This is a genomic window from Stenotrophomonas sp. YJH_SMC_81, assembly GCF_059370875.1.
In genome coordinates this window covers 45,595-62,564 of sequence record NZ_JCAFUB010000012.1, presented here as the reverse complement: position 1 = coordinate 62,564, position 16,970 = coordinate 45,595, and the positions used below count along the sequence as shown (strand labels likewise).

17 protein-coding genes are annotated in these 16,970 nt (G+C 67.1%); 5 read left to right on the top strand and 12 right to left on the bottom strand.

Annotated elements, in window-relative coordinates; genetic code table 11:
- Positions 1–7 precede the first annotated feature (7 nt).
- Both AC5P8U_RS18150 and AC5P8U_RS18145 read right to left on the bottom strand, forming a co-directional pair.
- A complete protein-coding gene (locus AC5P8U_RS18150; RefSeq protein WP_188241492.1) occupies positions 8–661 on the bottom strand; it encodes a hypothetical protein in 654 nt (217 codons plus the stop codon).
- A 43-nt stretch (positions 662–704) separates the two neighbouring features.
- A complete protein-coding gene (locus AC5P8U_RS18145) occupies positions 705–2,453 on the bottom strand; it encodes a glutamine--tRNA ligase/YqeY domain fusion protein (RefSeq protein WP_111008393.1) in 1,749 nt (582 codons plus the stop codon).
- A 197-nt stretch (positions 2,454–2,650) separates the two neighbouring features.
- Here AC5P8U_RS18145 and AC5P8U_RS18140 point away from each other — a divergent pair, with 197 nt between their 5' ends.
- Both AC5P8U_RS18140 and msrA read left to right on the top strand, forming a co-directional pair.
- Entirely contained in the window at positions 2,651–2,914 is a 264-nt protein-coding gene (locus AC5P8U_RS18140) for a putative signal transducing protein (protein ID WP_005415362.1), read from the top strand.
- Positions 2,915–2,944: 30 nt separating this feature from the next.
- The gene (gene msrA, locus AC5P8U_RS18135) at positions 2,945–3,610 is read left to right on the top strand and encodes a peptide-methionine (S)-S-oxide reductase MsrA (RefSeq protein ID WP_181503452.1); all 666 of its coding nucleotides are present in this window, start codon (positions 2,945–2,947) and stop codon (positions 3,608–3,610) included.
- A gap of 640 nt (positions 3,611–4,250) precedes the next feature.
- Here the strand turns inward: msrA and AC5P8U_RS18130 are convergent.
- The 5 genes from AC5P8U_RS18130 to ahpC form a co-directional block, all read right to left on the bottom strand.
- Positions 4,251–5,207, bottom strand: coding sequence for a transaldolase (locus AC5P8U_RS18130; RefSeq protein ID WP_447897606.1), 957 nt, complete (start codon positions 5,205–5,207; stop codon positions 4,251–4,253).
- 50 nt (positions 5,208–5,257) lie between these two features.
- Positions 5,258–5,662 (bottom strand): nucleoside diphosphate kinase regulator, encoded by a 405-nt coding sequence (gene rnk, locus AC5P8U_RS18125; protein WP_049414505.1) that lies wholly within the window; start codon positions 5,660–5,662, stop codon positions 5,258–5,260.
- A 123-nt stretch (positions 5,663–5,785) separates the two neighbouring features.
- A complete protein-coding gene (locus tag AC5P8U_RS18120) occupies positions 5,786–6,748 on the bottom strand; it encodes a LysR substrate-binding domain-containing protein (protein ID WP_111008012.1) in 963 nt (320 codons plus the stop codon).
- Positions 6,749–6,833: 85 nt separating this feature from the next.
- A complete protein-coding gene (gene ahpF / locus AC5P8U_RS18115; RefSeq protein ID WP_088497416.1) occupies positions 6,834–8,426 on the bottom strand; it encodes an alkyl hydroperoxide reductase subunit F in 1,593 nt (530 codons plus the stop codon).
- A gap of 225 nt (positions 8,427–8,651) precedes the next feature.
- Positions 8,652–9,215 carry an alkyl hydroperoxide reductase subunit C gene (gene ahpC, locus AC5P8U_RS18110; RefSeq protein WP_005408159.1) on the bottom strand — a complete coding sequence of 188 codons (564 nt, stop codon included), beginning with the start codon at positions 9,213–9,215 and terminating at the stop codon, positions 8,652–8,654.
- Positions 9,216–9,570: 355 nt separating this feature from the next.
- Between ahpC and prmC the strand changes: the two genes are divergently transcribed.
- Together prmC and pip are read left to right on the top strand one after the other, a co-directional pair.
- Complete coding sequence (gene prmC / locus AC5P8U_RS18105; RefSeq protein WP_111008010.1) at positions 9,571–10,428, top strand: peptide chain release factor N(5)-glutamine methyltransferase; 858 nt, start codon at positions 9,571–9,573, stop codon at positions 10,426–10,428.
- A gap of 48 nt (positions 10,429–10,476) precedes the next feature.
- Entirely contained in the window at positions 10,477–11,418 is a 942-nt protein-coding gene (gene pip / locus AC5P8U_RS18100; RefSeq protein ID WP_088497418.1) for a prolyl aminopeptidase, read from the top strand.
- A gap of 147 nt (positions 11,419–11,565) precedes the next feature.
- Here pip and AC5P8U_RS18095 read toward each other — a convergent pair whose 3' ends face one another.
- Positions 11,566–12,450, bottom strand: coding sequence for a LysR family transcriptional regulator (locus tag AC5P8U_RS18095; protein WP_111008009.1), 885 nt, complete (start codon positions 12,448–12,450; stop codon positions 11,566–11,568).
- Positions 12,451–12,555: 105 nt separating this feature from the next.
- Between AC5P8U_RS18095 and AC5P8U_RS18090 the strand changes: the two genes are divergently transcribed.
- The gene (locus tag AC5P8U_RS18090; protein WP_072167902.1) at positions 12,556–13,968 is read left to right on the top strand and encodes an MFS transporter; all 1,413 of its coding nucleotides are present in this window, start codon (positions 12,556–12,558) and stop codon (positions 13,966–13,968) included.
- Positions 13,969–14,104: 136 nt separating this feature from the next.
- Here AC5P8U_RS18090 and AC5P8U_RS18085 read toward each other — a convergent pair whose 3' ends face one another.
- The 4 genes from AC5P8U_RS18085 to AC5P8U_RS18070 are packed head-to-tail and all read right to left on the bottom strand — an operon-like array spanning position 14,105 to position 16,959.
- A complete protein-coding gene (locus AC5P8U_RS18085; protein ID WP_495214248.1) occupies positions 14,105–14,902 on the bottom strand; it encodes an N-formylglutamate amidohydrolase in 798 nt (265 codons plus the stop codon).
- Entirely contained in the window at positions 14,895–15,449 is a 555-nt protein-coding gene (locus AC5P8U_RS18080) for an NUDIX hydrolase (protein WP_061480126.1), read from the bottom strand. The genes AC5P8U_RS18085 and AC5P8U_RS18080 overlap by 8 nt, the downstream gene beginning before the upstream one ends.
- Positions 15,446–16,381, bottom strand: a complete 936-nt coding sequence (locus tag AC5P8U_RS18075; protein ID WP_072167904.1) for a 5'-3' exonuclease — start codon at positions 16,379–16,381, stop codon at positions 15,446–15,448. The genes AC5P8U_RS18080 and AC5P8U_RS18075 overlap by 4 nt, the downstream gene beginning before the upstream one ends.
- On the bottom strand, positions 16,378–16,959 hold the full coding sequence (locus AC5P8U_RS18070) for a nitroreductase family protein (protein WP_061480136.1): 582 nt from the start codon (positions 16,957–16,959) through the stop codon (positions 16,378–16,380). Before AC5P8U_RS18070 ends, AC5P8U_RS18075 begins: the two co-directional genes overlap by 4 nt.
- Positions 16,960–16,970 lie beyond the last annotated feature (11 nt).

Genomic DNA, 16,970 nt, shown 5'->3' with positions numbered 1-16,970 from the left:
CCTGGTGCTAGCGGTCGAGCGCGTCAAGTTCGGCGCGATAGCGCTGCGCGTCGGACTGCTGCTGCGGGTCGTTGCCGTGGTCGCGCAGCCAGCTTTCCAGCTCGCGGCGATAGTCCGCGCGGAAACCGGCATTGCCCGGGCTGAAGTGCAGCTTGCGCGCCGCCACCTCCACCCGCTCGCGCGCGCTGGCACGGGCTTGCGCGATGCCGTGCGGCGATTCGTTGGTGAGGATGACGAAGTTGCGTGGGAAGCCCGGCGTGTACTTCACGACGAACGGCTGGTCCTGCGCAGGGATACGGATGGCGTTCTCCAGCGGCCACAGCGAGGCGGTGTTGGTATGGAACACCACCTCCACGTCGCGGTCCTCGGCGGTGCGCAACACCGCTTCGTAACGCCAGATGTACTGTTCGTTGAGCGTGGAATTGGTTTCCTCGGCCTTCACGATCACGGCTTCACCGCGCTCGCCCACCGCATTGAGGAAAGTGGCGTTGAGGAAGCTGCCGAGGAAGATGTTGAGCATCGCCAGCGGAAACACCACGATGGCGTAGATCGGCGAGCGCCGCCACCACGAGACCAGCCCGGCCAGCACCATTGCTGCAAAGAACGTCAGCAGCGGATGCTGCGAGATGAACCAGAGCAGGGCGGACAGGGCGGTGATCATCGTCGGGGGTGTGCGGGCGCCATCCCGGCGCCCGCGCAGGTCCTCAGGCCGACCAGGTGTCGCGCAGGGTCACGCTGCGGTTGAACACCGGCTTGGCTTCGGTGTGATCGCGGCGGTCGGCGACGAAATAGCCGGTGCGCTCGAACTGGAACGACTGCTCCGGTGCGGCGCTGGCTGCGGCCGGCTCGACATAGCCGGTGACGGTACGGCGCGATTCCGGGTTCAGGTAGTCGCGGTAGGTCTTGCCTTCCGATTCGTCATCCGGGTTCGGCACCGAGAACAGGCGGTCGTACAGGCGGATCTCGGCCGGCACGCCGTGCACGGCGCTGACCCAGTGGATGGTGCCCTTGACCTTGCGGTTGGCGCCTTCCATGCCCGGACGCGATTCCGGATCGAGCCAGCCGCGCAGTTCGATGATGGTGCCGTCGGCATCCTTGATCACTTCGTCGCAGCGGATGATGCCGGCGCCACGCAGGCGCACTTCGCCGCCCGGCACCAGGCGCTTCCAGCCCTTCGGCGGCACTTCGGCGAAGTCCTCGCGATCGATCCACACTTCGCGGGCGAACGGAACTTCGCGGCTGCCGAAGCTCTCGTCCTTCGGGTGGTTGCTGAAGGTCAGCAGTTCTTCGTGGCCTTCCGGAAGGTTGGTCAGCACCAGCTTGACCGGATCGACCACCGCCATGCGGCGTGGTGCGGCGCTGTCGAGGTCCTCGCGCAGTGCGCCTTCCAGCACGCTGAAGTCGATCAGCGAATTCTGCTTGCTGATGCCCACGCGCTCGGCGAACAGGCGCATCGCGGCCGGGGTGTAGCCACGGCGGCGCAGGCCCTGCAGGGTCGGCATGCGCGGGTCTTCCCAGCCATCCACGAGCTGTTCGGTGACCAGCGCCATCAGCTTGCGCTTGCTCATCACCGTGTAGTTGATGTTCAGGCGCGAGAACTCGATCTGGCGCGGCTTGGCCGCTTCGCGTGGCAGCCCGGCATCGACCAGCGGCTGGGTCAGCGCGTCGTCATGGGCGAAATCGACGTTGTCCACGCACCAGTCGTACAGCGGGCGGTGGTCTTCGAATTCCAGCGTGCACAGCGAGTGGGTGATGCCCTCGATCGAATCACCCAGCGCATGGGCGAAGTCGTACATCGGGTAGATTGGCCACGCGTTGCCGGTGTTCTGGTGCTCGACGTGCTTGATGCGGTACAGCGCAGGATCGCGCAGGTTGATGTTGCCGCTGGCCATGTCGATCTTCGCGCGCAGGGTGCGCGCGCCATCCGGGAATTCACCGGCGCGCATGCGGCGGAACAGGTCGAGGTTTTCCTCGACGCTGCGGTCGCGCCACGGCGACGGGCGACCCGGCTCGGTCAGGGTGCCGCGGTAGGCGCGCACTTCTTCGGCCGACAGGTCGCAGACATAGGCCTTGCCCTGTTCGATCAGCTTCTCGGCGGCCAGGTAGTAGGCCTGGAAGTAGTCCGAGGCGTGGCGCAGTTCGTTCCACTCAAAGCCCAGCCAGCGCACGTCGTCCTGGATCGCGGCCACGTATTCCGGATCTTCCTTGGCCGGGTTGGTGTCGTCGAAGCGCAGGTTGCAGACGCCGCTGAACTCGCCGGCGATGCCGAAGTTCAGGCAGATCGACTTGGCATGACCGATGTGCAGGTAGCCGTTCGGCTCCGGCGGGAAGCGGGTCTTGATCGCCTGGTGCTTTCCGCTGGCCAGGTCCTCGCGCACGATCTGGCGGATGAAATCGCGCTTCTCGTGGCTGTCGGCGGGGGTCTCGGGGCTGGCAGGGGTGTGCTCGGACATGAGTCGGCGAAAAGAAAGGCAGAAAGACCAACAGTCTAGCGCGTACCGGGCAGAACTGCCGGGGTTGCCGGCCAGCGGCCGGCACTACCCGGCGTCTTCCGGTAGTGCCGGCCGCTGGCCGGCAACTCTCGGGTCCCGCCCTCTCCACCATTCAGCCCCCAGGCGTATGCTGGACCCTTGCCCCGAGGAGCCGCCACATGCACATCGTGTACAAGGCCGACAACCTGTTCGACGCCCATCTGGTCAAGCACGCCCTGGAAGACGCCGGTATCCCCGCGTTCGTGTTCGGAGAGCAGTTGCTGGGCGGGATGGGCGAGCTGCCGCTGTTTGGCGTGTTGCGGGTCGGCATCCCCGATGCGGCGCGGCCGCAGGCCGAGGACATCGTAGCGGCGCTGGACTTGGGCCAGGCCCCGTCCGACCCCATTTCCGATGCAGACGACATTGCCGGCCTTCCGGCGTAGGAGCGCATCATGTTGGGAATTGGCCAGGGCATCCTCGGCATCGGCGCCTTCAAGCAGCGCCTGCCGCGCCCGGAAGAGGCGCTACCGGGGCGTGACCAACCACTGCCGCTGCACAGCAACCAGCACTTCGTGAACAGCCATCCGCTGAAGGACCGTTTCGCCGGCCTGCAGCAGATCCGCTTTGCGCTGGGCTGTTTCTGGGGCGCCGAGCGCAAGTTCTGGACCGAGCCGGGCGTGTACAGCACGTCGGTCGGCTATGCAGGCGGCATCACGCCGAACCCGACCTATGAAGAGGTCTGCTCGGGCCTGACCGGCCACACCGAAGTGGTACAGGTGGTGTTCGACCCGGCGGTGGTGAGCCTGGAGCGGCTGCTGCAGCTGTTCTGGGAAAGCCACGATCCAACCCAGGGCATGCGTCAGGGCAACGACACCGGCACCCAGTACCGCTCGGCGATCCATGCCACCGACGAGGCCCAGTACAAGGCCGCGCTGGCCAGCCGCGAGGCCTACCAGGCGCAGCTGGCTGCGGCCGGCTACGGCCCGATCACCACCGAGATCGTGTACCCGGCACCGGCGTACTACTACGCCGAGGACTACCACCAGCAGTACCTGGCGAAGAATCCGAACGGCTACTGCGGCATCGGCGGCACCGGCGTGAGCTGCCCGATCGGGGTGGATGTGGAGGCGCCGCGCTGACGCGCGGTGGTCCGCCTGCGGCGGGCAACGTCAACATCAACATCAACAGCCAAAGCGGCTCTGGGTTGCTGATGGTTGGGCGGGACGGGGGCGGCTGGCAGGACACGCCGTAAACCCGTCCATGGGGGCTCGATGGCGCCATCCATGGCGCCAACGGTCCTGCCAGCCGCCCCCGTCCCACCTTCGACAGTTTCCCGGTGACGGTGGGCAAGAGCATGGGTTACTGACGAACTGAAGAAAAACAAAAAGGACGCGGCGTTTGCCGCGTCCTTTTTGTTTGATCCTGCAGTGCTTTCTGTAGAGCGGAGCCATGCTCCGCTCCAAGCAAGCGAAGCGCGCGACCCGCTGTTGCTCTTCTTTCCTTCTTCCGTGGCGGGCGGCCGCAGGAAACTGTCGAAGGCGGGGTGGGTAGGCCGTGCAGGGGCGTGAGCCGCATGGGCCCGAGGCATGCCTCGGGCGGGTTGGGCAGGACGCCCAACCCCGGTCTTGCCGTGTGCGCAGGACAGCGCACACGAGCAAGCGGCGGCCAAGCCTCCAGGGATGGATTCACGGCGTCTCCCGCGAACCCAACCCGCCCGACCCAGCACGGCTTTTGCTCTGAGCCCCCCGCCACGAGGGGCTCAGCCGTTGGCCGGAATCCTCACAGTGCCGCGCGGATCCGCTCGCGCAGCGCTTCCAGATCCTTGGCAAACGCATCGATGCCGGTCGCCAGCTTCTCGGTCGCCATCGGATCGGCCGCCAGATCCGCCGCGAACTTCGCCGCATCGATCGGTGTCACCGCCGTGCCAACGGCGGCGCCGGCCACCAGCTTGCGCGGCAGCTCGCCGTGGTCGGCGTCCAGCTTTTCCAGCAGGTCCGGCGAAATCGTCAGGCGGTCGCAGCCGGCCAGTGCTTCGATCTGCGCGGTCGAACGGAACGAGGCGCCCATCACCACTGTCGGCGAACCGCGACGCTTGAATTCGGCATACACGCCGCGCACGAACTTCACGCCCGGGTCTTCATCGATGGTGGCCGGGGCCTGGCCGTTGGCCACGTACCAGTCCAGGATGCGGCCGACGAACGGCGAGATCAGGAACGCCCCGGCTTCGCTGCAGGCCAGCGCCTGGGTCGGGTTGAAGATCAGCGTCAGGTTGCAGTCGATGCCCTCGGCCTGCAGGATGCGCGCGGCTTCCACGCCTTCCCAGGTCGCGGCGATCTTGATCAGGATCTTCTCGCGCGGCACGCCGGCGTCGGCGTACATCTGGATGAACTGGCGGGCCTTGGCCACGGTGGCAGCGGTGTCGTGAGCCAGGTCGGCATCCACCTCGGTGGACACCCGGCCCGGCACCAGCGTGCTCAGCAGCGCGCCGACGCCGATGGTCAGGCGGTCGGCCACGGCGTGCACCACGGCTTCGCGGTCGCCCGTCTGCTGGCGGCCCCAGGCCAGTTCGCGTTCGATCAGCTCGGCGTAGACCGGCAGGTCCAGCGCCTTCTTCACCAGGGTCGGGTTGGTGGTGCAGTCCACCGGCTGCAGGCGCTTGATCGCCTCGTAGTCACCGGTATCGGCAACAACCACGGACAGTTCGCGCAGCTGGGACAGTTTGGACGGGGTACTCATTACGGCTCCTGGGACAGGGGGATCGAATCGCGCGCGGTGCGCAGCGGTAATCAGGGGCGGTCGTTGTGGACCGCGGTCACGCGCAGGCGCAGCTTGCGGCCGCCGGGCGCGGTCCAGTCGATGCTCTGGCCGATCGAAAGGCCGAGCAGGGCACTGCCGACCGGGGCCAGCACGGAAACCTTGCCTTCATCGACGTTGGCTTCGCGGGGGAAGACCAGGGTCAGGACGTGCTTTTCGCCCGACACTTCATCTTCGCACTCCACGCGCGAATGCATCATGACGATGCCTTCGGGAATCTGGTCCGGTGCCAGCACGGTGGCCCGGTTGAGTTCTTCAGCAAGCGCGAGCGCGGCAGGCGTCTGGCTCAGCGCGGGAGATTCGAGCATGGCGTCCAGGCGGTCCATGTCGAAGGTAGAAACGGTGATCGACGGCGGCAGGCCGCTGGCGGTGTTCATGGTGACGCTCCTTGGTTGAAAGCCATGCAAAAGGCGGCACCTGCTGGCGCCGCCTGTCTGTATTGTGGGGACAAATGCGGCCGGAATCGACTCCTGCCGATTCCGGGCCGGTGCTGCAGGGGTTCAGCCGTTCAGCGCCGGGCCGGGCAGGGCCGGTGCATCGCTGCCGGCATCGAGCGCCTCCAGCGTGAACAGCGCCTGCGGCAGGCGCTTGAACTGGTCGGCCAGGTCCATCAGGAAGTCGTTCATGGCCGAGCTGCGGCGCCAGATCATGGCGATGCGGCGGCTGGGACGGCCTTCGCCGGTGAAGTCGAGCAGGCGGATGTTGTTCGAGCGCGGCACTGGCGGCTGCACCGACAGACTCGGCAGCAGGGTGATGCCGACGTCGGCGGCGACCATCTGCCGCAGCGTTTCCAGGCTGGTGGCGCGGAACTCGGACTTCTCGTTGGCGCCGAACAGGCGGCAGACTTCCAGCGCCTGGTCGCGCAGGCAATGGCCGTCCTCCAGCAGCAGCAGCTTCTGCGTGGCCAGTTCCTGCACGTCCAGGTGCTCGCGACGTGCCAGCGGGTGGCGACCGGAGACGGCCAGCAGGAACGGTTCCTCGAACAGGAACTCGGCATGCAGCTGTTCGTCGATCACCGGCAGCGCCAGCAATGCAGCGTCGAGCTTGCCTTCGCGCAGGCGGTCCAGCAGCACATCGCTCTTTTCCTCGACCAGCAGCAGTTCCAGCTCCGGGAAGCGCTCGCGGATGCGCGGGATCACATGCGGCAGCAGGTACGGGCCGAGGGTCGGGAAGATCCCCAGGCGCACCGTACCGGCTTCCGGATCGCGGCTGCGTCGCGCCGCTTCCTTCAGCTGTTCCACTTCGGACACGATCACCCGCGCCCGTGCGGCTGCTTCCTGGCCGGCCGGGGTCAGCATCACCTTGCGCGGTGCGCGTTCCACCAGCGGCAGGCCGAGCTCTTCCTCCAGCTTGCGGATCTGCGTGGACAACGTCGGCTGGCTGACAAAGCAGGACGCGGCAGCCCGGCCGAAATGCTTGTGGTCGGCCAGGGCTACCAGGTACTTCAGATCACGTAGGTTCATCCTTACACCCCAGGGGTAACGGACCGGCTGACGGCGTGGTTACCCGACAGGCAGACAATGTTCCCGGTGATCTGGGAACGGTGGATCAGGCCGCTTCAGCAACGGCACCGCTGCTGTTGCTCACCGACGAGCGGATCAGGTGGTCGAACGCACTCAGTGCGGCGGTCGAGCCGGCGCCCATGGCGATGATGATCTGCTTGTAGGGCACCGTCGTGCAATCGCCAGCAGCAAACACACCCGGCAGGTTGGTCTGGCCGCGGTCGTCGATGACGATCTCGCCGCGCGGCGACAGCGCCACCACATCCTTCAGCCACTCGGTGTTGGGCAGCAGGCCGATCTGCACGAAGATGCCTTCCAGCTCGACGCGGTGGGCATCGCCGCCGATGCGGTCCTTGTAGACCAGGCCGGTGACCTTGCTGCCGTCGCCGAGCACTTCGGTGGTCTGTGCGCTGGTCAGCACGGTGACGTTGCCCAGGCTGCGCAGCTTCTTCTGCAGCACTTCGTCGGCACGCAGGCTGGAATCGAACTCCAGCAGGGTTACATGCGACACGATGCCGGCCAGGTCGATGGCCGCTTCCACACCGGAGTTGCCGCCGCCGATCACCGCCACGCGCTTGCCCTTGAACAGTGGACCATCGCAGTGCGGGCAGTAGGCCACGCCCTTGTTGCGGTACTGGTCCTCGCCCGGCACGTTCATCTGCCGCCAGCGCGCGCCGGTGGACAGGATCACCGAACGCGACTTCAGCACCGCGCCGTTCTCCAGCTGCACCTGCACCAGGCCGTCTTCGCCGGCCGGCACCAGCGCACTGGCGCGCTGCAGGTTCATGATGTCCACCTCGTACTCGCGCACGTGCTGCTCCAGCGCCGTGGCCAGCTTCGGGCCTTCGGTCTCCTTCACCGAGATGAAGTTCTCGATGGCCATCGTGTCCAGCACCTGGCCACCGAAACGCTCGGCGGCGATGCCGGTACGGATGCCCTTGCGCGCGGCGTAGATCGCCGCTGCAGCACCGGCCGGGCCACCGCCCACCACCAGCACGTCGAAGGCGTCCTTGGCGGCGATCTTCTCGGCATCGCGCTTGCTGGCATTGGTGTCCAGCTTGGCCACGATCTGCTCCAGGGTCATGCGGCCCTGGTCGAACACTTCACCGTTGAGGTACACGGTCGGCACCGACATGATCTCGCGCTTCTCGACTTCGTCCTGGAACAGGGCGCCATCGATGGCCACGTGCTGGATGCGCGGGTTGAGCACCGCGGCCAGGTTCAGCGCCTGCACCACGTCCGGGCAGTTCTGGCAGGACAGCGAGAAGTAGGTTTCGAACCTGTACTCGCCTTCCAGGTTCTGCACCTGCTCGATCAGCTCGGCGGTGGCCTTGGAGGGGTGGCCGCCGACCTGCAGCAGGGCGAGCACCAGCGAGGTGAACTCGTGGCCCATCGGCAGGCCGGCGAAGGTCAGGTGGATGTCCTGGCCCGGCGTGCCCAGGTCGAAGGACGGCACGCGGCCCTGGCCATCGCGCAGGACCTGCAGCGTGATCTTGTCCGACAGGCTTTCCAGGGTCTGCAGCAGTTCCAGCATTTCCTGCGACTTGGCGCCGTCGTCGGCGTGCGCGGTGATCTGGATCGGGCGGGTCACGCGCTCCAGATAGGTCTTCAGCTGCGACTGCAGGTTGGCGTCCAACATCGGGTCATCTCCTGGCTTCAGGCAAACAGGGGGCGTGGCACCGCTGTAGAAGGTAGCGGACCAGCAGGGGGTAGGGGTGAACCCAAGACAGCGACCGTGGAAGGGGCTGGCTGGCCAAAGCTGGCGCGCGTTGGCTGTCTTGGGTTCACCCCCACGCCGGCGGGGGGACCGGCACGGGGATGAAGGGCGCGCCGTGGCGTGGGGCCACGGCAGGCCGGTACTGCCTTAGATCTTGCCGACCAGGTCCAGCGACGGGGTCAGGGTCTTCTCGCCTTCCTTCCACTTGGCCGGGCAGACCTGGTTCGGGTTGGCGGCGGTGAACTGGGCAGCCTTCAGCTTGCGCAGGGTCTCGGACACGTCACGGGCGATCTCGTTGGAGTGGATCTCCAGGGTCTTGATCACGCCTTCCGGGTTGATGATGAAGGTGCCGCGCAGGGCCAGGCCTTCTTCCGGAATGTGCACGCCGAAGGCGTTGGTCAGCTGGTGGGTCGGGTCGCCGACCAGCGGGAACTGGGCCTTGCCGACGGCCGGCGAGGTTTCGTGCCACACCTTGTGCGAGAAGTGGGTGTCGGTGGTGACGATGTAGACCTCGGCGCCGGCCTTCTTGAACTCGGCGTAGTGGTCAGCGGCGTCTTCGATCTCGGTCGGGCAGTTGAAGGTGAAGGCGGCCGGCATGAAGATCAGGACGGACCACTGGCCCTTCAGGCTGGCGTCGGAAACCTTGATGAACTCGCCGTTGTGGTAGGCGTTGGCTTCGAACGGCTGGATCTGGGTATTGATGAGGGACATCATTTTTCCTCTGGTGAAGGGGAGTGGGTGAATCGACAGGAGCTAGGTTACCCATTCGCTCGCGATAAGAACAATCCATTGATTGCATCTATTTGATAGATGTAGTCTATCAAAAGGCCGTGAGCCAGCACTGAACCATGCCGCTCCCATCCTGCAACTGCTTGTGTGGCAAGGAAAATTGCCCGGGATGTGTGAAGAGGGCTGATAGCCCCTCCTTATACCCTCTGGCGAAACCTGAACGGATTCCAGCTTTTTTGTAGCGTCGAGCCATGCTCGACGGTGGATCTGTAGAGCCGAGCCGATGCTCGGCTGTTCCAGCAGCAGCCGAGCATCGGCTCGGCTCTACAATTGAGACATGTCTTTCCAACCCGAACCCACTCTGCGTCAGGTCGTAGCCGACGCCAGTGCCCGCTTGGGCGGTGTCGACGCCCGCCACGAAGCCGAACTTCTGCTGCTGCATGTACTGGACCGCCCGCGCAGCTGGCTGTTCGCCCATGCCACCGATCCGCTGGCCGCCAATGACCAGGCCGCCTTCGAAGCCTTGCTGGCTCGCCGTGTGGCCGGTGAGCCGGTTGCCTACCTGACCGGGCGCCGCGGTTTCTGGACGCTGGACCTGGAGGTCGACCCGGCCACGCTGATCCCGCGCCCGGAAACCGAGCTGCTGGTCGAGTTGGCGCTGGAGCGACTGCCGCCGGACCAGGCGTTGCAGCTGGCCGACCTCGGTACCGGCAGCGGTGCGATCGCACTGGCACTGGCCAGCGAACGGCCCCGGGCACAGGTGCTGGCCACCGATGCCAGCCCGGGCGCGCTGGCCGTGGCCGCGCGCAATGCCGCCCGCCATGAACTGGACAACGTCCGTTTCGCCGAGGGCGGGCACGACTGGTATGCGCCGCTGCAGGGCGTGCGCTTCGACCTGATCGCCAGCAATCCGCCGTACATCGCCAGCAACGACCCGCACCTGGAACAGGGCGACCTGCGCTTCGAACCGTCTACCGCGCTGGCCTCGGGCATGGACGGCCTGGATGACATCCGCCGCATCGTCGAGGGTGGCCAGGCCCACCTGCGGCCCGGCGGTTGGTTGCTGATCGAGCACGGTTGGGACCAGGGCGCCGCGATCCGGGCACTGTTCGAGGCGACGGGATTTGCCGAGGTGCAGACCGTGCAGGACCTGGAGCAGCGCGACCGCATCACCCTGGGCCGGCGTCCGGCCTAGAATGGAGGTTCTCCTGCCCCGGCAGGGCATCACCCTGGAGCTGCAAGCATGCGTACGCTGTACCCCGCCATCACCCCCTACGACGTCGGCACCCTGAAGGTCGACGACCGCCACACGCTGTACTTCGAACAGTGCGGCAACCCGGAAGGCAAGCCGGTGGTGATGCTGCATGGTGGCCCGGGTGGCGGCTGCAGCGACAAGATGCGCCAGTTCCACGACCCATCCAAGTACCGCATCATCCTGTTCGACCAGCGCGGTGCTGGCCGTTCCACCCCGCACGCGGATCTGGTGGACAACACCACCTGGGACCTCGTCGCCGATATCGAGAAGCTGCGCGAGCACCTGAAGGTTGATCGCTGGCAGGTGTTCGGTGGCAGCTGGGGCTCGACCCTGGCCCTGGCCTATGCCGAAACCCACCCGCAGCGCGTGACCGAACTGGTCCTGCGCGGCATCTTCATGCTGCGTCGCTGGGAGCTGGAATGGTTCTACCAGGAAGGCGCCAACCGCCTGTTCCCGGATGCGTGGGAGCACTACCTCAAGCCGATCCCGTCGGTGGAGCGTCATGACCTGATCTCGGCCTTCCACCGCCGCCTGACCAGCGACGACGAAACCACCCGCCTTGAAGCGGCCAAGGCGTGGGCGGTGTGGGAAGGCGCGACCAGCTTCCTGCACGTGGACGATGACTTCATCAACAGCCACGAAGACCCGCATTTCGCGCTGGCGTTTGCCCGCATCGAGAACCACTACTTCGTCAACGGCGGTTTCTTCGAAGTGGAAGACCAGCTGCTGCGCGACGCGCACCGCATCGCCGACATCCCGGGCGTGATCGTGCACGGCCGCTACGACGTGGTCTGCCCGCTGGCCAATGCCTGGGACCTGACCAAGGTGTGGCCGAAGGCGAAGCTGGAAATCACCCCAGCTTCGGGCCATTCGGCGTTCGAGGCCGAGAACGTGGACGCGCTGGTGCGCGCCACCGATAGCTTCGCCTGACCGGTAGTGCCGGCCGCTGGCCGGCAACGCCGCACCGGTAGCGCCGGGCATGGCCCGACGCTGCCAACCCCATCCACGCATGGCGTGGATCTACCGCAGTCCACACGTGAAACGTCTGGATTTGCAGGCGCCGGCCAGCGGTCGGCGCTACCAGTCCCCAGCCAGCAACGCGTCGGCCAGTACCTGCAGCTTCGGCGAATGCTGGCGCGACGGTGGGTAGATCAGTGACAGCGCGCGGCTGCGGCCTTCAAACGGCTGCAGCACGCGCAGCAGGCGGCCGTCGGCCAAGGCGTCGGCCACCGCGAAATCCATCACCTGCACGATGCCGATGCCGGCGATCGCCGCTTCCACCAGCGGATCGCCGCTGTCGAACACCATCCGCGCCGGTGGCGTGAAGTCGTGAAGCTGGCCGTCCTGCAGGAACTGCCAGTCCACTAGCCGGCCACTGCGCAGGTTGCGCACCGCCAGGCAGGCATGATCCCGCAAGGCGGCCACATCGTCGGGCGCGCCACAGCGGTCGAGGTAGTCCGGGCTGGCCACCGTCACCCAGCGCAGCGGCCGCAGTGGCCGCGCGACGATGCGCTGGTCGGCGATGACGCCGGTGCGCAGCGCGGCATCGAAGCCTTCCTCGACCAGATCGACCAGGCGGTCGTTGAGCACGGCTTCCACCTGCAGTTGTGGGTGCTGCTGCAGCATCGGCCCCAGCAGCGGTACCAGCACCTTGCGCCCGAACATCGAGGGCGCACTGATCTTCAGGGTGCCCGAGGGCGTGCACGGACGGTCGGCCAACTGGCGTTCGGCGTCTTCGAGACCGCACAGCAGGGGCGCGACCTGATCGACGAACTGGCGACCATCCGGGGTCAGTGCCACGTTGCGGGTGTTTCGCTGCAGCAGCTTCACCCCCAGCGTGGCCTCCAGCCGACTGATCGCGCGCGACAGGCCTGACTGGCTCAGGCCCAGCTGCCCGGCGGCGACGGTGAAACTGCGTGCTTCGGCCACCTGCACCAGCATGCGCACGGCATTGAGGTCCATCGAGGTTCCATTCATGCTGAAAATCATGACAGATATGGCCGGAAAGGGGTTTATTGATAGCTCTGCATCAATGAGACTGCGCTCCCCCACAGCACCGGACCGTCGATGCCTCCCCTCAAGTACCCGCGCTGGGCGCTGGCCCTGCTGGCCACCGCCCAGCTGATCATCGCCCTGGACGCCACCATCATCTTCGTCGCCCTGCATGACATGGGGCGCGCGCTGGAGATCAACGCACAGCAGCTGCAATGGGTGGTCAGTGCCTACACCGTGGCCTTTGGCGGCAGCCTGCTGCTGGGGGGCCGTGCCGCCGACCTGATCGGCCGTCGCCGCTTCTACCGGCTGGGCATGCTGCTGTTCGCACTGGCGTCGCTGCTCGGCGCGCTGGCGCCGAACGCCACCCTGCTGATCATCGCGCGTGCGGCGCAGGGCATCGGCGCGGCATTGCTGTTCCCGGCCACGCTGGCGCTGATCAACACGTTGTATGCGGAAGGTCCGGTGCGCAACCGTGCACTTGCGATCTGGAGCATGGCCAGCGCGGTGGGCCTGGCGCTGGGCACGCTGCTCGGTGGCGTGCTGACCCAGGCGTTCGGCTGGCCGGCGGTGCTGGCGGTGATCGTGCCGCTGGCCACCACCTGCGCGGTGGCTGCGGGTGCGTGGTTGCCGGCCGATGGCCCGCGTGCGCAGGGCCGCTCGTTCGATCTGGCCGGCTGCATCACCGTCACTGCCGGCGGCAGCCTGCTGGTCACTACCCTCGTGCAAGGGCCGGAGTGGGGCTGGACTGCGCCGGCCACGCTGGGCTGCCTGCTGCTGTCGGTGCTGCTGCTGGTGGCGTTCGTGCAGATCGAACAGCGCAGCCGCGATCCGCTGATGCAGTTCGCGTTGCTGCGGCTGCCCGGACTGCGCGCGGCACTGGGCCTGACCTTCGCCTTCATGAGCAGCTATGGGGTGCAGTACTACTTCATGGCGCTTTACTTCCAGGACGGCTACGGCTGGAGCCCGCTGCAGGCCGGCCTGGCGTTCCTGCCCGCCACTGCGGTGTGCACGGTCGGCATCCAGCTGGCCGAGTGGACGCTGCAGCGCTGGAGCGCGCGCAAGGTGCTGGTGATCGGGCAGCTGGCCGGCGCCATCGGTATCGCCTGGGTGGCCGCGACGCTGCCGCACGGCGCGAACTTCTGGCCGCTGCTGCCGGGCGTGGTAGTGCTGAGCATCGGCCAGGGCATGACCTGGACCTCGATGTGGATCGTGGCCGGGCAGGGCGTGCCGTCCGCACAGCAGGGTGTTGCATCTGGCATGGCGGCGACCGCGCAGCAGATCGGTGGTGCGCTGGGCCTAGCCGTGCTGGTGATGGTGGCCAATGCCGATGCCGGTACAGCCGGTTCGCCGAGTGCACTGGCCGGGCTGGTGCGCGCCGAATACGGTGCCGCCTTGTTTTCACTGTTCGGCGTGGTGATCGCGCTGGGCCTGCGCCCGGCACCGGCCGAATCGGCCGCCACCGTCTGCCCGGCCAACGAGGCATGATTGAAGGGGTTGCCGTGGGGGGATGTGCCGCGCCTGTGGTAGTGCCGGCCGCTGGCCGGCAATCTCGGGGTGGTTGGATCACTGAGGTTGCCGGCCAGCGCCCGGCACTACCGATACGGGATGGAACCACGCGCGTTCAACCCAGCGCCAGCAACTCCGGTTGCAGCGCGCCGAAGATCCGTGCCAACCGCTCGGCCCACGCCTGCTGCCCTGTCATATCGGCAATGAGGTCCTGGCGGATCTCCAGTTCCACGTGCACCAGCCCGCGGCCTTCGCCATGCACCGGCACCGCGTAGTCGCTGGTACTGCTGACCGAATACGGTTCGTTGTCCCCCACCACCAGGTCGCCTTCTTCGCGCAATGCCTGCAGCAGGGCATGGGCAAAACGCATGTCCTGGTGGTACAGCACGCCGGCGTGCCAGGGCCGCTGCGTGCCGTTCATCACGGGGGTGAAGCTGTGCATCATCACCAGCAGGGTGGGCTGGCCGGCATCACGGCGCGCATCAAGCTCGGTCTCGATGCGTGCATGGTACGGCGCGTGGATCGCATCGATGCGCTGCTGGCGCTGCGCCGCCGACAGCCCGGCATTGCCCGGCACCACGGTGTGGTCGCTCACCTCCGGAATCAGCGTCGGTGAGGCCAGTGGGCGGTTGCAGTCGATCAGCAGCCGCGAGTACGTCTGTTCGATCGCCCAGGCATCGAGCCGTTCGGCCAGTGCACGGGTGGTGCCGGCGATGCCGATGTCCCAGCCGATATGGCGGTCCAGCTCGGCCTGGGGCAGGCCGAGCCCGGTCAGCGCACGCGGCACCTGCTGGCCGGCGTGGTCGGCAAGCAGGAGGTAGGGCGAGACGCCCTGCGCCCGGTGGATCGTGTAGATCGCCGGGTCGTCGGCGCCGAGCAACGCAGGCAGCCTGTGCAGGTCAGCGTCAGCCACGCGGGCGCCCGTCCAGGTGGTGCTCGATCATCCACAGCCCGGCCCAGAGCTTGGCGTCCAGCTCGTAGCCTTCGCCCATCTTCTGCACCAGCCACGCTGCAGCCTCATTGCGTGGAATCTCGTGCACGGTGATGTCCTCGCTGTCATCACCGCCCCCTTCGCCGATGCGGCGCAGGCCGGTGGCGCGCACGAAGGCGATCTTCTCGCTGCTGGCGCCGGAAGACGTCGGGCCGATCATCAGCACTTCGGCGTGATCGGCGGTCCAACCTGTTTCTTCTTCCAGTTCACGCACCGCCGAGACTTCGATCGATTCGCCGGCGTGGATGTCGCCGACCAGGCCGGCCGGCATTTCGATGGTGGGCGCCTGCAGCGGTACACGGAACTGTTCGACGAACAGCACCTTGTCCTCCGGGGTGACGGCGATGATGATCGCGGCCAGGCCACCGGCATGGGTGCGTTCGCTGTATTCCCAGGTACCGCGCACCAGCATGCGCTGGTACTTGCCTTCGTAGACGACGCGCGGGGCTTCGGTATTGCGCTGGCTCATGCGGGCTCGCTGTGGGAGGGAAGAGGATCGGCCACGCCGGCGGCGTCGAACAGCCGGCGGCGGGTCATCGGGCCGAAGCGCAGGGTCTGGCACAGGCCACCGAGCAGCTCTGGATCGGCCGATTGGCGCAGCAGTCCGGGCTGGCTGCCCTCCAACGGCGCGTCCAGCGCGATTGTGGTCAGCTGGCGCCAGAGCTGGGCGTGCTCGCGCTGCTCGCGCAGCCGCACTGCCATCTGTGCAGCGCCACGCAGGCGCAGGAACGGCACTTCGTCCAGTCGTTCGAACAGCGCATCCATGCTGCCGAAATGGGCCAGCAGCACGGCGGCCGATTTGCTGCCGAGGCCACTGACACCGGGAATGTTGTCCACCGCATCGCCACACAGCGCCAGGTAGTCGGCGATCTGGTGCGCGTGCACGCCGTGCCGCGCCTTCACCCCGGCCACGTTCCAGCGCTGGTTGCGGGCGTAGTCCCACTGCTCGTCATGGTCGACCAGCAGCTGCGACAGGTCCTTGTCGGCGGAGATGATCACCCCGCGATGGCTGCCCCGGTGTACGTGCAGGGCGCTGCCGATCAGGTCGTCGGCCTCGTAGTCGTGGTGGGCCAGGACCGCAAGGCCCAGCGCCGCGCACAGCGCCTTGCAGTGCACGAACTGGCGCTTGAGCGCCTCCGGTGCCGGCTCGCGGTTGGCCTTGTAGGCCGGATACAGCCGGTGGCGGAAACCGCTGTCGAGCGCTTCGTCGAAGGCGATGGCGATGTGCCGCGGGCGCTCGCGCTCGAGCAGGTCCAGCAGGAAGCGGGCGAAGCCGTGCACCGCATTGGTGGGCCAGCCCTGTGCGTCCTGGAACTGGTCTGGCAGTGAATGCCAGGCACGGAACACGTAGATGCTGGCATCAACCAGGTACAGCGACGGCGGGGCGGCCGGCAGGGTCATGCCGGGGGCGTCCAGTCGCGCAGCAGGGCCGCCGGGTCGGGGCGCTCGCGCTCGGGTACGTCGGCCTTGGGCGTACCGATGTGGATGAAGCCGGCGATGCGTTCGCCGTCGACCAGGCCCAGGTGGGCCTGCACGGCTGGATCGAAGGCCATCCAGGCGGTCAGCCACTGTGCGCCGAAACCCAGCGCCTGCGCGGCCTGCAGCAGGGCGAAACAGACGCAGCCGGCGGTCATCAGCTGTTCCTGTTCGGGCACCTTCGGGTCCGGCCGCGGGCTGGCCACCACCACGATCACCAGCGGTGCGTGGCTGAAACGCTGGCGGTCCTTCTCGAACACGGCCTCGCCCGCATGTGGGTCGCGCTGGCGGCTGCGTTCAGCCAGGAACTCGCCCAGAGTGTGACGTGCATCGCCTGCGATTTTCAGGAAGCGGAACGGCACGCGCTTGCCGTGGTCGGGCACGCGCACCGCCGAGGCCAGCATCCGCTGCAGGGTGGCCGGGTCCGGCCCGGGCTCGCCCAGTTGCCGCGAGGGCACCGAGCGGCGGGCATCCAGGGCGAGCAGGGCAGCAGGATCGGGCATGGAGTCTGAAC

What these genes read in the sequence shown, in the direction of transcription:
- AC5P8U_RS18075 (WP_072167904.1), bottom strand. Translation starts at nt 16,381, where the DNA reads ATGACCCTGCCGGCCGCCCCGCCGTCGCTGTACCTGGTTGATGCCAGC.
- AC5P8U_RS18130 (WP_447897606.1), bottom strand. Translation starts at nt 5,207, where the DNA reads ATGAGTACCCCGTCCAAACTGTCCCAGCTGCGCGAACTGTCCGTGGTT.
- prmC (WP_111008010.1), top strand. Translation starts at nt 9,571, where the DNA reads ATGTCTTTCCAACCCGAACCCACTCTGCGTCAGGTCGTAGCCGACGCC.
- ahpF (WP_088497416.1), bottom strand. Translation starts at nt 8,426, where the DNA reads ATGTTGGACGCCAACCTGCAGTCGCAGCTGAAGACCTATCTGGAGCGC.
- AC5P8U_RS18140 (WP_005415362.1), top strand. Translation starts at nt 2,651, where the DNA reads ATGCACATCGTGTACAAGGCCGACAACCTGTTCGACGCCCATCTGGTC.
- AC5P8U_RS18150 (WP_188241492.1), bottom strand. Translation starts at nt 661, where the DNA reads ATGATCACCGCCCTGTCCGCCCTGCTCTGGTTCATCTCGCAGCATCCG.
- rnk (WP_049414505.1), bottom strand. Translation starts at nt 5,662, where the DNA reads ATGAACACCGCCAGCGGCCTGCCGCCGTCGATCACCGTTTCTACCTTC.
- ahpC (WP_005408159.1), bottom strand. Translation starts at nt 9,215, where the DNA reads ATGTCCCTCATCAATACCCAGATCCAGCCGTTCGAAGCCAACGCCTAC.
- AC5P8U_RS18145 (WP_111008393.1), bottom strand. Translation starts at nt 2,453, where the DNA reads ATGTCCGAGCACACCCCTGCCAGCCCCGAGACCCCCGCCGACAGCCAC.
- AC5P8U_RS18090 (WP_072167902.1), top strand. Translation starts at nt 12,556, where the DNA reads ATGCCTCCCCTCAAGTACCCGCGCTGGGCGCTGGCCCTGCTGGCCACC.
- pip (WP_088497418.1), top strand. Translation starts at nt 10,477, where the DNA reads ATGCGTACGCTGTACCCCGCCATCACCCCCTACGACGTCGGCACCCTG.
- AC5P8U_RS18080 (WP_061480126.1), bottom strand. Translation starts at nt 15,449, where the DNA reads ATGAGCCAGCGCAATACCGAAGCCCCGCGCGTCGTCTACGAAGGCAAG.
- AC5P8U_RS18120 (WP_111008012.1), bottom strand. Translation starts at nt 6,748, where the DNA reads ATGAACCTACGTGATCTGAAGTACCTGGTAGCCCTGGCCGACCACAAG.
- AC5P8U_RS18095 (WP_111008009.1), bottom strand. Translation starts at nt 12,450, where the DNA reads ATGGACCTCAATGCCGTGCGCATGCTGGTGCAGGTGGCCGAAGCACGC.
- AC5P8U_RS18070 (WP_061480136.1), bottom strand. Translation starts at nt 16,959, where the DNA reads ATGCCCGATCCTGCTGCCCTGCTCGCCCTGGATGCCCGCCGCTCGGTG.